Origin of the sequence: Hephaestia caeni (assembly GCF_003550065.1) — a bacterium.
Classification (GTDB): Bacteria; Pseudomonadota; Alphaproteobacteria; order Sphingomonadales; family Sphingomonadaceae; genus Sphingomonas; species Sphingomonas caeni_A.
The window spans coordinates 214,826-229,122 of record NZ_QXDC01000002.1; the positions used below are offsets into that span (position 1 = coordinate 214,826).

At 58.5% G+C, this 14,297-nt stretch carries 16 protein-coding genes; 9 read left to right on the top strand and 7 right to left on the bottom strand.

Going from position 1 to position 14,297, the window contains the following annotated elements; all coding sequences use genetic code 11:
- Nucleotides 1-365 precede the first annotated feature (365 nt).
- The 5 genes from DFR49_RS22085 (at nt 366) to DFR49_RS01010 (ending at nt 6,106) form a co-directional block, all read left to right on the top strand.
- Nucleotides 366-857 (top strand): hypothetical protein, encoded by a 492-nt coding sequence (locus DFR49_RS22085; RefSeq protein WP_211325784.1) that lies wholly within the window; start codon nt 366-368, stop codon nt 855-857.
- An 85-nt stretch (nt 858-942) separates the two neighbouring features.
- The gene (locus DFR49_RS00995; protein ID WP_119034194.1) at nt 943-1,878 is read left to right on the top strand and encodes a retropepsin-like aspartic protease; all 936 of its coding nucleotides are present in this window, start codon (nt 943-945) and stop codon (nt 1,876-1,878) included.
- A gap of 46 nt (nt 1,879-1,924) precedes the next feature.
- A complete protein-coding gene (locus DFR49_RS01000) occupies nt 1,925-3,178 on the top strand; it encodes an HlyD family secretion protein (protein ID WP_119034195.1) in 1,254 nt (417 codons plus the stop codon).
- Nucleotides 3,175-5,322 carry a peptidase domain-containing ABC transporter gene (locus tag DFR49_RS01005; protein WP_147373604.1) on the top strand — a complete coding sequence of 716 codons (2,148 nt, stop codon included), beginning with the start codon at nt 3,175-3,177 and terminating at the stop codon, nt 5,320-5,322. Before DFR49_RS01000 ends, DFR49_RS01005 begins: the two co-directional genes overlap by 4 nt.
- Before the next feature lie 118 nt (nt 5,323-5,440).
- Entirely contained in the window at nt 5,441-6,106 is a 666-nt protein-coding gene (locus DFR49_RS01010; RefSeq protein WP_170150888.1) for a Fic family protein, read from the top strand.
- A gap of 1 nt (nt 6,107) precedes the next feature.
- On the opposite strand, the gene DFR49_RS01015 is transcribed toward DFR49_RS01010, so the two are convergent.
- Together DFR49_RS01015 and traA are read right to left on the bottom strand one after the other, a co-directional pair.
- Nucleotides 6,108-6,830 (bottom strand): DUF6118 family protein, encoded by a 723-nt coding sequence (locus DFR49_RS01015; protein WP_147373605.1) that lies wholly within the window; start codon nt 6,828-6,830, stop codon nt 6,108-6,110.
- An 11-nt stretch (nt 6,831-6,841) separates the two neighbouring features.
- Nucleotides 6,842-9,871 (bottom strand): Ti-type conjugative transfer relaxase TraA, encoded by a 3,030-nt coding sequence (traA, locus tag DFR49_RS01020; protein WP_119034199.1) that lies wholly within the window; start codon nt 9,869-9,871, stop codon nt 6,842-6,844.
- Nucleotides 9,872-10,044: 173 nt separating this feature from the next.
- Between traA and DFR49_RS01025 the strand changes: the two genes are divergently transcribed.
- Both DFR49_RS01025 and DFR49_RS01030 read left to right on the top strand, forming a co-directional pair.
- Nucleotides 10,045-10,350, top strand: a complete 306-nt coding sequence (locus DFR49_RS01025; protein WP_119034200.1) for a conjugal transfer protein TraD — start codon at nt 10,045-10,047, stop codon at nt 10,348-10,350.
- Nucleotides 10,351-10,372: 22 nt separating this feature from the next.
- The gene (locus tag DFR49_RS01030) at nt 10,373-10,630 is read left to right on the top strand and encodes a conjugal transfer protein TraD (RefSeq protein WP_119035203.1); all 258 of its coding nucleotides are present in this window, start codon (nt 10,373-10,375) and stop codon (nt 10,628-10,630) included.
- Between the two features lie 32 nt (nt 10,631-10,662).
- Here the strand turns inward: DFR49_RS01030 and DFR49_RS01035 are convergent, their stop codons facing one another.
- The 3 genes from DFR49_RS01035 to DFR49_RS01045 all read right to left on the bottom strand — a co-directional run bounded on the left by DFR49_RS01035 (nt 10,663) and on the right by DFR49_RS01045 (nt 12,432).
- Entirely contained in the window at nt 10,663-11,046 is a 384-nt protein-coding gene (locus DFR49_RS01035; RefSeq protein ID WP_147373606.1) for a hypothetical protein, read from the bottom strand.
- Nucleotides 11,047-11,243: 197 nt separating this feature from the next.
- On the bottom strand, nt 11,244-11,831 hold the full coding sequence (locus DFR49_RS01040) for a hypothetical protein (RefSeq protein WP_119034202.1): 588 nt from the start codon (nt 11,829-11,831) through the stop codon (nt 11,244-11,246).
- A gap of 10 nt (nt 11,832-11,841) precedes the next feature.
- Nucleotides 11,842-12,432 (bottom strand): hypothetical protein, encoded by a 591-nt coding sequence (locus DFR49_RS01045; RefSeq protein WP_119034203.1) that lies wholly within the window; start codon nt 12,430-12,432, stop codon nt 11,842-11,844.
- A 215-nt stretch (nt 12,433-12,647) separates the two neighbouring features.
- On the opposite strand from DFR49_RS01045, the gene DFR49_RS01050 reads away from it, so the two are divergent.
- Nucleotides 12,648-12,836 carry a hypothetical protein gene (locus DFR49_RS01050; RefSeq protein WP_245968182.1) on the top strand — a complete coding sequence of 63 codons (189 nt, stop codon included), beginning with the start codon at nt 12,648-12,650 and terminating at the stop codon, nt 12,834-12,836.
- A 7-nt stretch (nt 12,837-12,843) separates the two neighbouring features.
- Here the strand turns inward: DFR49_RS01050 and DFR49_RS01055 are convergent, their stop codons facing one another.
- Together DFR49_RS01055 and DFR49_RS01060 are read right to left on the bottom strand one after the other, a co-directional pair.
- Complete coding sequence (locus DFR49_RS01055) at nt 12,844-13,176, bottom strand: helix-turn-helix domain-containing protein (protein WP_119034205.1); 333 nt, start codon at nt 13,174-13,176, stop codon at nt 12,844-12,846.
- Nucleotides 13,160-13,588: a type II toxin-antitoxin system RelE/ParE family toxin gene (locus tag DFR49_RS01060; RefSeq protein ID WP_342768463.1), complete on the bottom strand. Its 429-nt coding sequence runs from the start codon at nt 13,586-13,588 to the stop codon at nt 13,160-13,162. The genes DFR49_RS01055 and DFR49_RS01060 overlap by 17 nt, the downstream gene beginning before the upstream one ends.
- 495 nt (nt 13,589-14,083) lie before the next feature.
- Here DFR49_RS01060 and DFR49_RS01065 point away from each other — a divergent pair, with 495 nt between their 5' ends.
- On the top strand, nt 14,084-14,287 hold the full coding sequence (locus tag DFR49_RS01065) for a helix-turn-helix transcriptional regulator (RefSeq protein WP_119034207.1): 204 nt from the start codon (nt 14,084-14,086) through the stop codon (nt 14,285-14,287).
- The last annotated feature ends 10 nt before the right edge of the window (nt 14,288-14,297 follow it).

Genomic DNA, 14,297 nt, shown 5'->3' on the forward strand with positions numbered 1-14,297 from the left:
TTCCTGATGACTCCTGCTGAGTTAGCATACCGTGATCATACTGCGAAATGATCACTCCAGCGCGGTCCGCTTAAAGTCAGCGGAGCCTTTTGTAAAAATTCTGTAACAGTTGTTGGCTGAAATTGCCCGCAGTCGCAAAAAATCTCAATTCCATGGCAAATTGCCAACATTATCCTGTCGATATTGGACTTATATAGGAAATTTGTATTGACCGACTCGCTCTGAGCCTACACGTTTACCGGCCGGGCTGGAGACAGCCCGGCCGGTCGAGACAAGAGAAGGGCAGCACACGCAGGCACGGAAATCGGAGTTGTTGTTCTTTCTTTCTCGACGGCGCTCAATGCCAACGTGAAAGGAGCTATCTGATGCGCATGTTAACTCGCGAGGAGTTGAAGCTCGTCGCTGGAGGAAATTCTTCGTCTGAAATAGTCGTCATTGGCGATCCTGGCGGCGGCGGTGGTGGTTGGGGTGGCGGTTGGCCCGGTGGTGGCTGGCCCGGTGGCGATGGAGGCTGGGGCAGCGGCGGAGGAAGCGGTGGCGGAGATGGGGGCGGCTCTGTTGACGTTGACGTCGATATTGACCCCGAGGCCAACGAGGCTGACATCGTTGTTACTGCATCAATTGCGCCCAACGCTGATCTCATAGCTGATTTCAGCCTGAATGACCTCTCGGTCAACAGCATTTCCTTGCAGATAACTAACAACGGTTCCGTTTATACGGGGACTGTTAACATAGAAAATGGATCATTTGATCAATCGTATCAGGTAGATTTTGGAGGTGGAATAACCGGATCATTGTCCTTTAGCACCAACGGAAGCAGCTATTCTGCATCTGGGTCATTGGTTATTCCGTTCTGACGTTGAAAATAGGTGGGATTGGTTATTTTAACGATCCCGCCTATTTTTATTGGTAACTCTTTCGATTTTATCAGGAAATAGAGATATGAATCTCAGAAGATTCACAATTTTCCTATGTATATTTCTTCTACCCTTCCAAGTCGCACGAGCGCAAGGCGTTGGCACAGCGCCATCCGATTCCACGACTGGCGAACTCGTTCAACAAGATGTGAAGCTTTCGTTAGCGCAGAAGGAATGGGCTCCAACGCCAATTGATCTCCTGAGAGGCGGCATTTTCTTCAAGGGGAATGTGGCGGGTAAAGAGGTTTGGGTGTTGCTCGACAATGGTGCAGAGCAGACGTTCATCGATGTCAATTTGGCGCGAAGCCTTGGACTGAAAACCAATGACAGTCACGGAAGGGTTCGAACGGCAAATGGCACCAGTATTCAGAGCGTGGTGCAAAATGTCCCATTTTCCATTCCTAGGCAGCTAACCTTTCAAGCGCACATGGCTGGCGTGGACCTCTCGCGTTTCTCTGCGGAAATCGGTCGCCCGGTTGGCGTAATTCTCGGAAGGGAGTATTTTAATAAGTTAGCGTTTTACGTAGATACCGAAAATATGAAGATTTATATTAGAAATAGCGGATCAATAAATCCAAAAATCGGCAAAGATGTAGCGGAAATTTCGCTTAATGATAACAATTCTATAAGCATGAATATTAATGGCAAGCCGGCTACGGTTTATGTGGACCTTGGTAACAATGGCGCTCTATCTATCTCTCAGGAGGACTGGAGAAATTACATACCAGTAAATTCGAATTCTCGCAGCTCGGTGGCTGTGGATGCGAGTGGAGAAAAATTTCTAACCAAGGAAGTGAATTCAGTCAATGTGGAAATTGGAACCGTTAAAGGTTCCATGCCAGCCAGAGTTTCGAAAAGGAAGTTTTCTGGCGTTAATGGTTTTTTAGGGTCAGCTTTTTTTACTAGGTTTAATTCTTTGTTCGATTATAGCGCAAAGAGAATAGTTCTTATTCCACATTAATCGCGAATCAGATTGGTTTAAATGTATTTTACAATATAGGGGCGTTATGGATTCGCAGAGTTTGTTTCGTGAAGAGGTGGCTCAGGCACGAAACGAGCGGCTTCACGGCACCGTGGTCCTCTCGCAACCCATTTCCACCACTGTCATCGTTGGTGCGATTGTGTTGGTCATGATCGGGGCATTGGCCTGGGTCGTTTACGGGACATTCCCAAGGATTGAGACTGTGGCCGGTGTGCTGGCTACCGATCGCCCGTCCGCAAGGCTCTACCCGAGCACAACCGGAGTAATCTCGAAAATTTACGTCAAAGACGGAGGCTATGTCCGGGCCAATGAGCCCATCGCAACGATTCAAGTGGATCGAAAGGCTTCGTCGGGTGAAGGCATCGCCAGCGCCGCACTGGCTTCGGTGAGGAATGAACTCGCCTTCAACCGGAAACAAATCGTCCTTTCCAAGAACTATACAACTTTGGAAGCCGAAAGGCTTTCGAATGCACGTGAGGCTGCGCTTCGCGAGCTATCCTTGATCAAGCAGAAGATACAAATCCAACAGGACCTGATTCAGTCCAATGAAGAGATGCTCGGGCGGATTGAGGGTGTCTTGGAACGCGGTTTCGTGTCCCGCGTGGAGTATGAGCGGCGACGCCAGATGGTTTTGAGCACGCGGCAAGAGTTGGCAACCTTGGAGCAACAGAAGAATGCTAAACAGGGCGAAGCCGACGCGGCGAGACTCGCCATCGATAGCCTCCTTGCAGACCAAAAGCGCGCCGAAAACCAAATCGAAGCGGCCGTTGAGCCGCTCAATCAAAAGTTGGCGCAATTTGAAGGAGATTCGGCGTATTTGGTCACGGCGCCGCTGGATGGATGGGTTACGGCCTTTCAGGCAGGCGTCGGCAGCCGCGCCGATCCTCAATTTCCTTTGGCTGTAGTCGTCCCGCGAGATGCTTCGTTGAAGGCGATACTGTATGCACCAAGCCGGGCGATTGGGGCTGTCCATCCAGGGCAGGAAGTTCGCTTACTCTATGACGCGTTCCCCTTTCAGCAGTTCGGTAGCTTCCAGGGCGTCGTGAAAGCCGTTTCACGCACGGCTATCAATCCCAAGGATCTGGACGCCGCCTTCCAGACGGAAGAGCCGGTCTATCGCATCGAAGTGATTCCTTCTCAGCAATCGGTCTTGGCCTTCGGGAAGCGCGAAATGCTCCAGCCCGGCATGACCTTGCAGGCGAACATCATACTGGAACGCAGAACCTTCTTAGATTGGTTTCTAGCGCCACTTCGGGCCGCTGCGAGGAGATCGTCGTGAGCGACGCTGCGGCGCTAAATCTCTCCGGACGCGCCCGGCTCCCGTATATTCCTCAATCGGAGGCAAGTGAGTGCGCCTTGGCGTGCCTTGCAATGGTAGCGGGCTTTCATGGCTACAAGACAGATTTGGTCGCACTGCGACAGAGGTTCGGTCTTTCCCTTAAGGGGGCTACGCTAGGACAGGTTATCCGGGTCGCCGAAGCAATAGGCTTCAATTGCCGGCCATTGAGAGGCGAGATCGAAGAATTCGATAAGATGGCATTGCCCGCCATATTGCACTGGAACCTCAATCATTTCGTTGTGCTCGCTGGGATCGAGAGACGTGTTCAGGGCGTGCGCTATATCGTTCACGACCCTGCCAGGGGCGTGCTGAAGCTCAGTGGCGAAGAGGTGTCACGCTCCTTCACGGGCGTAGCTCTTGAACTCCTGAAATCGGCGGAATTCGTGCCTGGCGTCGAGAAGACGAAATTTGGCGTGCGGCAGCTCTGGAGTTCGATCAGCGGATTCTGGTCGGTCCTGAAAAATGTGCTGATCCTCTCCGCCGTTATTCAGTTGGCGACGCTGGCATTGCCATTTCTGATGCAAGTGTCCGTCGATAGCGTCGTGCCATCATCGGATCGAGATTTGCTCCTTGTTCTTGCACTTGGCTTCGGGGGGCTGGGGCTAATCAAGGTGTTTTCGAGTTGGGTACGATCGCTTGCGGTCGTCAGCATGACCAACTCCCTGTCTTATCAGGTGATCGTCAACCTATATCGGCACCTCCTGCGCTTGCCCCTACAATGGTTCGAGAGACGTCATATCGGCGACATCGTTTCTCGTTTCGGATCGACGCAGCCAATTACGCAGCTCGTCAGTGACGGCATGGTAACGGGACTCATCGATGGCGTCATGACGCTCGCGACGTTGACGCTGATGGTGATCTATGCGCCGCTTTTGGCGCTTGTGACGTCAGTGCTCTTCGCGTTCTATGCCGGTTTGCGTTTGGCGTTTCTCAGTACGTTGCGGCTCAAGAACATCGATGCAATCACTGCTGCGGCACGCGAGCAAAGTGCTTTTATCGAGAGCGTCAGAGGTATCGCTGCGATCAAGGCCTTTGGTCAGGAAGGCAATCGGCAACGTCTTTGGCAAAGAACAAAGGCCGATGCCGTCAACGCGCAAATAAAGCTTGAAAGAACCACTGCCGGGTTTGACGGGCTCGGGCAGCTCGTCCTGATTGTTGAACAGATCGCATTTGTATATCTCGGAATCGGTCTTGTTCTGGATGGGGCTCTGTCACTTGGAATGCTTTTTGCGTTCCAGGCGTACAAAACGCAATTCCTCGATGCCTCCATGCGGCTTATCGAGCAGCTACTGAACTATAAGATTATGCAGGTGCATCTTGCCCGCGTGGCTGACGTGGCCTTATCGAAGCAGGAGGACGCCAATCTGGTTGCCAATGTTGATCGGCCGGATTTCAGCCAGGAGTTGGAACTACGTAACGTCCATTTCCGCTATGGCTTCGGGGAGCAGAGCGTTCTCAAGGGAGTCAATCTGACCATCCGGCCGGGCGAGATGCTGGCATTGATCGGTCCTTCCGGGGGTGGAAAAACCACGCTCATGAAGATCATGATGGGTCTGTTCGAACCGTTTCATGGGGAGGTTCTCGTTGGCGGCCGATCGATCAAGAGTTTCTCCAAGCACGCCTACCGACAGGCTATCGGTTCAGTTTCACAAGACGACCAACTCTATGCTGGCAGCATTGCCGAAAATATAGCCTTCTTCGATTCGGAAATCGACATGGCGAGGGTAGAGGAAGTCGCTAAACTGGCGGCCGTTCATGATGAAATCAACGCTATGCCGCTTCGCTATGATTCCTTGATTGGCGATATGGGGTCGGTGTTATCGGGCGGTCAGAAGCAGCGTGTATTACTGGCAAGGGCACTTTATGGTCGGCCAGCCATACTATTCATGGATGAAGGAACTGCTCATCTTGATCCTGAAAATGAAGCTAAGGTCCTAGAGGCGCTTTCGCGTCTCAGCATTACGCGGATCGTAATCGCGCATCGTCAGCAGTCAATCGAGGCGGCCGATAGGGTAATGACGGTTTCGAAAGGATTGGTGCATGACAAAGCTGCCGGCAGCCCCACCCTCAAGATTGAGGTCTGACATGGCCAATCGATCACTGGGAAGCGGGAAGTATTATATTGGTGACGTCCATATCCCCCCATTTCGGCCTCCGCCTTGGAGTAGTCTGGACACTGGATTGCGAAACCGATTGAATGACGTGGAAAAGGCGATTGCAGCAAAAGGCGAAACCAATCCTTTGGCGGCAATCGAGAAAATTCACGATCCCAAGCGCGAGGATATCAAATCCAGGGTCGAGGAGTTGCAACACCCTCTGAGTCCCTACCTGAGCTACATGGATGGTGGGGTTCGAAAGTCGCGCACATCCTCGACCGAGGTGGCCATCGCACAGCACATTGCCAAACTAAAGTCTGAAGGGCTCCTCAATGCTATGAACGTGGTGATAGAAGCGCTTCCCGTGCATGCAAAGGGGATACGCGTGACACAGGTTGGGACCAATACGGATAAGTTCGGCAATCGCGGCATCTATCCGCCTCCGCACCGAGTCCCAGCTTTGATTGACGAACTTGACCGCACTATTCGCGATTGTGAGGCGGAGGCGCCGTTATGGGCGTCGATTCTTGCTTTCTCCGGAGTAAACGCCATCCACCCTTTCGAAGATGGAAATGGAAGAACGGCTCGGATTCTTTTTAACGCTTTCATGTTAAAACGCGTGCGGGGATGTTTCTACCTTCCCATAATCGAGATTTGGGAGATTTCAAAAGGCGGCTTGCTTATAAAACTGAGAGATGCTCTTCATAATAATAATTGGAGCGACTTGGCAGAGCACTTCTGTCGCTCCTATGAAATAATGATGGATGGATAAGTTAGTCGACTGGGATGGTCACAGTGCATCGCGTGGCTTTCTGTGATTTCTGTGTGGCCGAACGGCAATCAGAAATTACTTGGAGATTGTCCTGCAAGATTCGGTTTGCCAGGACTACGGTCCGCCAGCGCTCCGGCTCGGCAGTGGCAAGCAGGCGTTCCCCGGCCGTCCAGCGATCAAGGTCCAGCGTCCGCGCTGCCATTCGTTCGGGCAAATGCCAGCTATCGGGCATGGCGCGCGCTATGGTTCCGGGCGCGATCGACCATAGCAGGATAGCCGCGAGCGCACCGCCGCCCACCGCCCATAGCAGGTGACGGCGATGTTCGCGGATGGTCGCAACCGTACCTGCCAGCAGTTCCATCCGGGCGGCAGCTTTGTCGATCCGGTCGCGCGCCTGCGCGGTGGCTGCGCTGTCCTCCGCGCGCGCCGCCTTTCCGGCCGCCGCGATCTGCTGCGCCATCGCATCCGGCGTGATCTCCATCGCTGGACGGTGGGCGAGCGTGTTGATCGCCTTGCGCATCCTTTCGAGAAGCGCCGCGATCTCGCCAAGCGTCTCGCTATAGTCCGGCATGGCCTCGCGCTTTGCAGAAAGGCCTGCAATGGCCGCTTCCAACAAGGCTACCTTCTCGGCGAGCTGGGTGAAGGCCTGGGTGGCTTTGTCCTGTTCGGACGCGGGAACCGCCTCCGGGACCGATCGCGGAAGGGTTGGCAAGTTGCTATCCATGATCATTTCTCCTATCTGCTCATGCCAAGGTCACGGCCGCGCCCCATTTCGATACCGACGCTGCTGGCGAGGTCGTGGGAAAGCTGGCGGCCCGTCTCGAAGTTGATGCCGAGTTCCTGCTTGCGGCCGCGCAGGACGGATTCCACCTGCGCGTCGCGCTCAAGGCTCTTGACCATGCCCGCCATCTGCTCGGATACTTTCCGCGCGCCCCGGAAGTCCCCATCGCGCTGCAATTCTTCGCGATGCTGGCCAAGCTGCCGCCAGCCTTCCACGAACCTGTCGGCGCGCTTGTCGGGATCGGTGCGGATTTCCGCCTCTTGGCTCATGGCGCGCATGGCCTGGCGGACGCGCCCGGCCGATGCTTCGGACGCCAGCGCGGGATCACGGTTATAGGCTCGCTCCATGTCCTGCGCGGCATACTTGCCGGTCTGGTTCACCGCCTCGCGGGCCTTGTCGAGTTCGGCGCGCTGGTGGGGCAGGACGGGCAAGCCCTGATCCTGCATCTTCCAGATGTTCGCGACGGCGCGGGCGTGGCGCTGAACGGCGATAACCCGCATCCGTTCGTGCGCTGCGCGGGCCGCCTTGGCCAGGTCGTGGCTTTGCGGGGGCGGGCGGAAGTTGGCGAACATACTCTGTTCGCGTTGGTGCTGTGGAGCGGGCGGTTTGAAGTCCGCGAAAATGTCACGCTGTTGATGGGGTGCAGTCTGCGCCCCGCGATCCTGTCCGGGTAGGGAAAGCCGCAACCCGTCGAAGATGCCGCGCGCCTTCTCCGCGCCTGCGCGGGCGATTTCCGCGATGCGCTCGCGAAAGCCGATCCCGCGCCGCTCGGCGAAGTCGCGCGCCGGGTCAGCCCGGCTGTAATCGCTCGCCATATCCTTGGCGCGCTCGCGCGACAGCGTGCGGACAAGCTTGCCCTGATCCTTGAAGTCGTCGCGGCCATAGTGCAGGTCCGCGCCGTCGCGATGCCGCGAGAGGACGACATAGGCGCCATGCCGGTCCATACCGGGCGTCGCGAGCGCATGGGTGCGATCGACGGTGACCGCCTGCGTCTTGTGGATCGTGGCGGCATAGCCATGATCGAGGTCGCGGTAATCCTTCAAGTCGAACGCCACGCTGCGCCCGCTGTCGGTGCGAACCGTCATGCTTGACTGGTTGACCTGCTCGACCGTGCCGAGCGTGCCGTTCTTCACCTCAAGGCTATGTTCGTTGCGCCGGAACATCACCCGATCGCCCGGCGCAAAATCCCGCTCACCTTCCTCGGTCCGCACGCGCACATCGTCGCCCAGCTCGCCCCCGTCGCGTAAGCGCCCGCGCGCCATCTCGTTGAGGGTGCGCACTTCGTCATTGGTGTGGGTGAAGATCATGCGCGTGGCCTGCGGTTCGGCCTGCCGCGCAGCGTCCCAACGGTCGATCAGCTCGTCGCGTGCCTGTTCGCGCGTCTCGGCGGCGTGGACCATACCCTTGTCGGCATAGGCAGCGATGGCTTCGCCGGTTCGACCGGTCGCCAGATGACGCGTGGCGTCCTGCTGCCAGTCGATGCGCTGGCGACGGATTTCGGTAATCTCCACCCCGCCATGCCGTTCGTGGATGGCGCGGAACGCTGCGCCCGCCTCGATCGCCTGCAACTGCTGCGCGTCGCCCACCAGCACGACCTTTGCGCCAGCCTCGGCAGCATGGGAGAATACGCGCTCCATCTGGCGCGTGCCGACCATGCCGGCCTCATCGATAACGAGCACGTCGCGCGGGCCGAGCAAATCGCGCCCCTGCGACCAGCCATGTTCCATGCTCGCGATCGTGCGCGACGCGATACCCGAGCCATGTTCCAGACCCTCCGCCGCAATGCCCGAGAGCGCGGCGCCGCGCACCTCATAGCCCGCGTGCTCCCACGCCTCGCGTGCAACGCCGAGCATCGCGCTCTTGCCGGTTCCGGCAAAGCCGATAACGACACTCAAGCCCTGCCTGTCGGTCACATGGTCGAACGCGGCGCGCTGCTCGCCCGACAGCACAAGCCCATCCGCCTCCGCGCGCGCCAGCGCGCCTTTCCGGTCCGCTTCCGACACGCGATGCCGCTCGCGTGTCGCCATCAATTCCGATGCGCGTTGCAACCGCTGTTCGGTCTCGATCATCTCGCGGCTGGTGAACCGGTCCTCGCCGCGTCCGTCTTTGCCAAGCGCGATCAGGTCGGGCGAGGATCGCACCGCGCCGAGCACAGCATCGAACTGTTCGCGCCCATCGCTGTGCCGATGCGCGAACATGGCAAGATCGCGGTTCGTGAAGGTCGCCTGCCCGTGGGTGATCGCGTCGAGCGCGATGCCGGGATCGGCGATGATCCGCTCGCCGTTCTCGCGCGCGATCTCGCGGTGGAGTTCGGCACGGTCGGCAAGCTGGCCCTCGCGTTCCATCCGCTGCGCGGGACCGCCGATCTTGTCCTGCGGTTCAAGGTCGATGCCTTGCGCTTCCAGCGACCGATGGTCAATGCGCGCGTCGATGTCGAGTTCGGCGAGCCGCGCGTTGACATGAGCCTCCCAGCGTTCGCGCCACTGGCCGACATGCGCGTGCTCGTTCCACTCGCGCACCTTCGCCCCGAACCCGTCTTGGCCCACCTCGCGCATGGTGAGCATGACATGGGCATGGGGTTTTGCCATGCCGTCGGCGCCAACGTCCCAATGGACATTCAAATCCGCGATCATGCCGCGGTCGACGAACTCGGTCTGGACGAAATCGCGGGCCAGCTCGATACCCTGTTCCTTCGTCATCTCGCGCGGAATGGCGAACTCGACCTCGCGCGCGAGCTGTGCGTCTTTGCGTAGCTCGATCGCCTCGACTTCATTCCAGAGGGTTTCGCGGTCGGAGAAGCGTTCGGGCGCGTTCTCCGGCAACATGATTTCGCTATGCTCGACACCCGAGCGGGCGCGGAAATCATGGTCGCGGTCGAGGCGCTCGTCGTGCAGGCGCTCGCCCGCGCGATAGGCAGCCGCCGAGACGGCGGAGCGGCCCGAAGTGCGCCCGATGACTTGCACGCTGAAATGGAAGATCGCCATAGCGATCGTTCAGTTACACTGCGAAGCGCACGTCGGCACGACGTATAAGCGCGCCCTTCTCGAATAAATTCTCGGACGGGACTAGGTGGTGTCAGGCTGTCCCGGCGACTCTACTGCATTACGCAAGGCGATAACCTAGAATCGCTCCATCGAACAAGGATGGAGACTTTACGATGCGCAAGCCACGCGATTTTGACTCGGAACTGAAGATGCTTGCCGACAAGGCGAAGCTGCTCAAGGAACGCCGCGTTCGTCAGCTCGGCGAACTCGTCATCGCGACGGGTGCCGACGCGCTCGATGCCGATATGCTCGCGGGCGCATTGCTCGGCGCGGCGGCGAACAAGGACGCGAGCGCGAAGGAGGCATGGCGCAAGGCGGGCGTGGCATTCTTTCAGCGCTCGGCCCGCAAGTCTGCGCCGCGATCTGGTCGCGATGATGAAGGCACTGCGCCGCGCGATGGCGATGCGGTATCGGCTTGAAGCGGCAAAAGCGCGAAGCGACATGCGCGATTGGCAGGTGAAGCGCCGCGAGCGGACGCGACAGCTCATTGAGCTGGGTGGCCTCGTCGTCAAGGCGGAGCTGGTCGATCTGACCGACGATGACCGCGCTACGCTCTATGGCGCGTTCCTTGATCTCGCGAACAGGTTGCAGGGCAACGATCGCGACACCGCGCTCGTCTTATGGAAACGGCGCGGCAAGCGGGCGTTTGATATGGAAGGCGAAGGCTTACGGAAAAAGGAGCGACGGCAGCGCTCGTAGGTGCGTTGCGCGCGCCAAGCCTGTGTTGCGAATCAATCAGGATCGCTGGGATTTTGTCGAATGCGCTGGATGTCTATCTGACTCTGCAAAACGCGTGTGCGCATTTCCAATTCGCGATGCTCGGCCTCGGAGATACCGTCCTGGCCATAGCGATCTGCAAGCGTGCCGATTTGCGTGGCCTCCCGACGCAACGCCCTTGCTTCACGCTTCGACAGGTCGCCATTGTCTCGCCCGCGATCGATGCGGTCACGGGTCTCGCGAAGTTCGCGTCCGATCGTCGGGTGGGAAGGGCGGACACGCACATCGATTATGCCACCCGGAATGTGGCCGTCGCTTGGCGGGGTTCGAGGCGCGATCTGAGCATGCACAGTGAACGGCACAGCCAAAAGAAGCACCGTTGCTACAGTCAATCTCATAGTGTCCTCCGTTCGAGATACGAAGACTCTGCTTGCCCCAATGAATTGATGCTGAATTGCGGCGAGGCAGTCGTTCGATTTGCCGCCAAAGCTGGTGAGCACCATTGCGTCGGGGTGGCAATGAACGCGCTTGTCCTATGGCAACGCAAGGGCAAGCGCGCGTTCGAGGCGGAACAGGAAGCCCGCGAGCAATCGCGCTAGGCGGCGATTGCATCGGCCATCGGCGCGGGCTCTGGCGTCGTGCAATCGCGCGGCTCCCATTCCTGCCGCGCCCATACCTCATGCGTTCTGCCGAAAGGCACGTTTGATCCGTGGCAATAATTCACGCCGATCCCTTCCCTCAGATCGATCACACATAGACCCGCGTCGCCCGCCAGCAGGCGCACGGCATCCATCGGCCTGAACCAGCCGCGCAAGGCGCGTGATCGCTTTCCCGTCAAGCTATCTGTCGCCATGATGATCTCACCAAAGTGAGGGCGCGCAGCGTGATATATCCGGTCCTTCGCCGGGCCGGGCTTGACGTCGAAGTAATGATATTCGGGAGGCGCGTTTGGATCGCATATCTCATCCCCGAGGCGGGGCGGCTTGTGCGGCAGGGGTGGAACCTCGTCCAATATATCGACCGTCAAAACGTCGCTCTCCTTCGGCCGTTCGGGTTGATCCTCCGATAGCCGCGAAATCGCGCAACCGGGAACCGAGAGCGGGACCAACAGCGCAACGTGCGCGAGCGCCGAAATCAGCAAGGAACCAGCCACCTCCTTCCTGTCGCGCCGCTCCTCCGTCATCGCTGTGCCGTCACCTGCGCCGTCCGCGCGGGCGGGGATGGCCGGTCACGTCCCGCACACGATCCAGCAAGGCGCGGAGCAATTCCCGAACCTGCGGGGCTGTCAGTCCATTGTCATCGGGTTCCTGCTCCCCGAACAGCCGCACTTGGTTCCATCGCCAATAAGGCGTGAGGACCGCCGCCAGCCGCGCCATATCGGGGCAGTCGTGGCCCAATCCGGTCGCGTTGGCATAGGCCAGCGACTTGGCGACGCGCAGGCCGATATGACGGGCATTCCATTCGTCAGGGAATCCCACATCGAGCAGATGCGACGACAAACCGAGTTGGGCGGTGATCCCGGAAAAATAGAGGAAGCTATGCCAGCCACTTTCCGAACTCGGGTCGCGGTCGGGAGAGAAGCCCTCTGCTCGATGGTATCGCCAACGGCTCAGGCTCCGCCCATCCTTGGTGCGGACAAGCGTTACCGGCTCGTCGTCATACTCCGCATGGAGCGAGGCCAGCGCCTCGCCCCAGGGAGAGGCGATAACCGGAACCACGACCGGCGCAGCAATCAATGTGCGCAACAGCGTGCGACGTGATGTGGCGGGAACGATGTCGCCCATATGCACCTCCGTTCCGCATCCTTGACAGGGGGACGAAAGCGATGGGCGGATGCGGTACAGCCCGACACTCCCGCGCGATTCGCGCTGTCGGATTGCCGGTGGGCTGGATGAACCAAGGGCCATTGCAGCAATATACGACACCGTTTATCACATAAACGATGTCGTATATTCAAATAAACGGTGGCGTCAACGTGTTTGACTTGGAGATTGCGGGCATGACCGATAGCGACGGGGCGATGGGACGCCCGCCGCTTGGAATGAAGCCGACGACGATCAGGCTATCAACCGACACGATCCGGCGTATCGAGGCGCTGGTCGGCAACCGGCGGCTGGCGCTGTTCATCCGCGAAGCGGTCGAGAACGAATTGCAGCGTCGCGAGAATCCCGAAGCTCCGAAGAAATAAGCTCGCTTTATGCGACGGCCTGCAATCCCTTGCGCTGAATGATGGAGAGTAACCGCAGGGCAGGGCCGCCTGGACGCTTCACGCCACGCTCCCAATCCGACACTAGATTGCGCGACACGTTGAGATAGGCGGCGAACACCGGCTGCGACACATGTTCGCGCTCGCGGATCGCGCGGATTTCATCGCCCGCCAGCGTCGGCACCGGGGCAAGGCACGCTTCGTCAAAGGTGCGCAAGGTCGCGCGCGACACCACGCCCGCGTCGTGCGCGTCGCTCATCATCTCATGGATCGCGCCCGCGATCTCGCTGCGATAGCCCTTATCCTTAACCGTCCTTGCCATTTTCAATCTCCACCAGCGTCTCCGACGCTACCAGCCGGTCCAATTCCTCGCCGCTCCACTCCAGCGCCTCCGCCGCCGCTTCACGCAACAGCGCCAAATCCGCCTTCGATATGTTCGCCTGAGCACTCTTGGCGAAGCCGAAAGCAAATATCGCCCGGTCACCGTGCCGGAACAGGATCAGCGTGCGATACCCGCCCGACTTTCCCTTTCCCGGCCGCGCGATGCGCTGCTTGATGACGCCGCCGCCAAGGTCGGCATCCACCAGCCCGCTTTCCGCGCGCTGCACGGCAGCGCGAAGGGCTGAATCATCGATTCGCTCCTTCCGCGCGAAGCGCTCGAACCAGCCATTCTTGAAAATGCGCGTGATGGCGGCTCTCCTGCTTCGCGGCTTATATATAACACATAGCGTTATAGTTCAATGCAGAACGGTCGCGGCTGCGCCTGTCGAAAGCGACTATGTTTGAGCTTTTGCGACTAAATTGGCTACGGTCGGCACTGTAGTGCCTCCCCCTCTTGCAAGGCGGGACAAAGCGATACAGCATGAGTGCGTGGCGATGGCGGGCCACCTTCAAGAAGGGCTCCGCCATGTCGTGCGAATCGGAATCACGCCAAGTTCATCGGGTCGCATCTGCTGCCAGTAAGTCGCATGATGGCGTGGCATATTTGCCACATTCGATAAAGAAACGTCAAAGTATAGGCCGCCGATTTCCGCCTATCGTCGCCGTCCACCGCCATACGCCACCGTTTGCCGTAGTTCGCCACCGTTTCCCACCGTTACCTACACTTAGACCGCCGTGAACCGCATCTTCGTCCAGTCTCGCTTGGGGCGCTCTTGCGCTGCAAATCCATGCCGCCAATTCTATTCGTAGGGGGATCAAAGCCAACGTCAAAATTGAAAGTCACCTTAATGCACAACAAGGAAAAGATTATCCGTCTCAAAACCGTGCTGGCCCGCACGGGGCTTTCCCGTTCCACCCTATATCGCAAGATCGCGGAAGGCAGCTTCCCCCGGCAAATCACAATCAGCGTCCACGGCACTGGCTGGCATGAGTCTGCCGTGGATCGCTGGATCGCCAACCCCGCCGCCTATCGCGAAGATCGCGCCGAGTGACGCAAGGCCG

Excerpts from the sequence above, each read along its gene's own strand:
- DFR49_RS22085 (WP_211325784.1), top strand. The coding sequence starts at position 366 with ATGCGCATGTTAACTCGCGAGGAGTTGAAGCTCGTCGCTGGAGGAAAT.
- DFR49_RS00995 (WP_119034194.1), top strand. The coding sequence starts at position 943 with ATGAATCTCAGAAGATTCACAATTTTCCTATGTATATTTCTTCTACCC.
- DFR49_RS01000 (WP_119034195.1), top strand. The coding sequence starts at position 1,925 with ATGGATTCGCAGAGTTTGTTTCGTGAAGAGGTGGCTCAGGCACGAAAC.
- DFR49_RS01015 (WP_147373605.1), bottom strand. The coding sequence starts at position 6,830 with ATGGATAGCAACTTGCCAACCCTTCCGCGATCGGTCCCGGAGGCGGTT.
- traA (WP_119034199.1), bottom strand. The coding sequence starts at position 9,871 with ATGGCGATCTTCCATTTCAGCGTGCAAGTCATCGGGCGCACTTCGGGC.
- DFR49_RS01025 (WP_119034200.1), top strand. The coding sequence starts at position 10,045 with ATGCGCAAGCCACGCGATTTTGACTCGGAACTGAAGATGCTTGCCGAC.
- DFR49_RS01030 (WP_119035203.1), top strand. The coding sequence starts at position 10,373 with ATGCGCGATTGGCAGGTGAAGCGCCGCGAGCGGACGCGACAGCTCATT.
- DFR49_RS01035 (WP_147373606.1), bottom strand. The coding sequence starts at position 11,046 with ATGAGATTGACTGTAGCAACGGTGCTTCTTTTGGCTGTGCCGTTCACT.
- DFR49_RS01040 (WP_119034202.1), bottom strand. The coding sequence starts at position 11,831 with ATGACGGAGGAGCGGCGCGACAGGAAGGAGGTGGCTGGTTCCTTGCTG.
- DFR49_RS01045 (WP_119034203.1), bottom strand. The coding sequence starts at position 12,432 with ATGGGCGACATCGTTCCCGCCACATCACGTCGCACGCTGTTGCGCACA.
- DFR49_RS01050 (WP_245968182.1), top strand. The coding sequence starts at position 12,648 with ATGACCGATAGCGACGGGGCGATGGGACGCCCGCCGCTTGGAATGAAG.
- DFR49_RS01055 (WP_119034205.1), bottom strand. The coding sequence starts at position 13,176 with ATGGCAAGGACGGTTAAGGATAAGGGCTATCGCAGCGAGATCGCGGGC.
- DFR49_RS01065 (WP_119034207.1), top strand. The coding sequence starts at position 14,084 with ATGCACAACAAGGAAAAGATTATCCGTCTCAAAACCGTGCTGGCCCGC.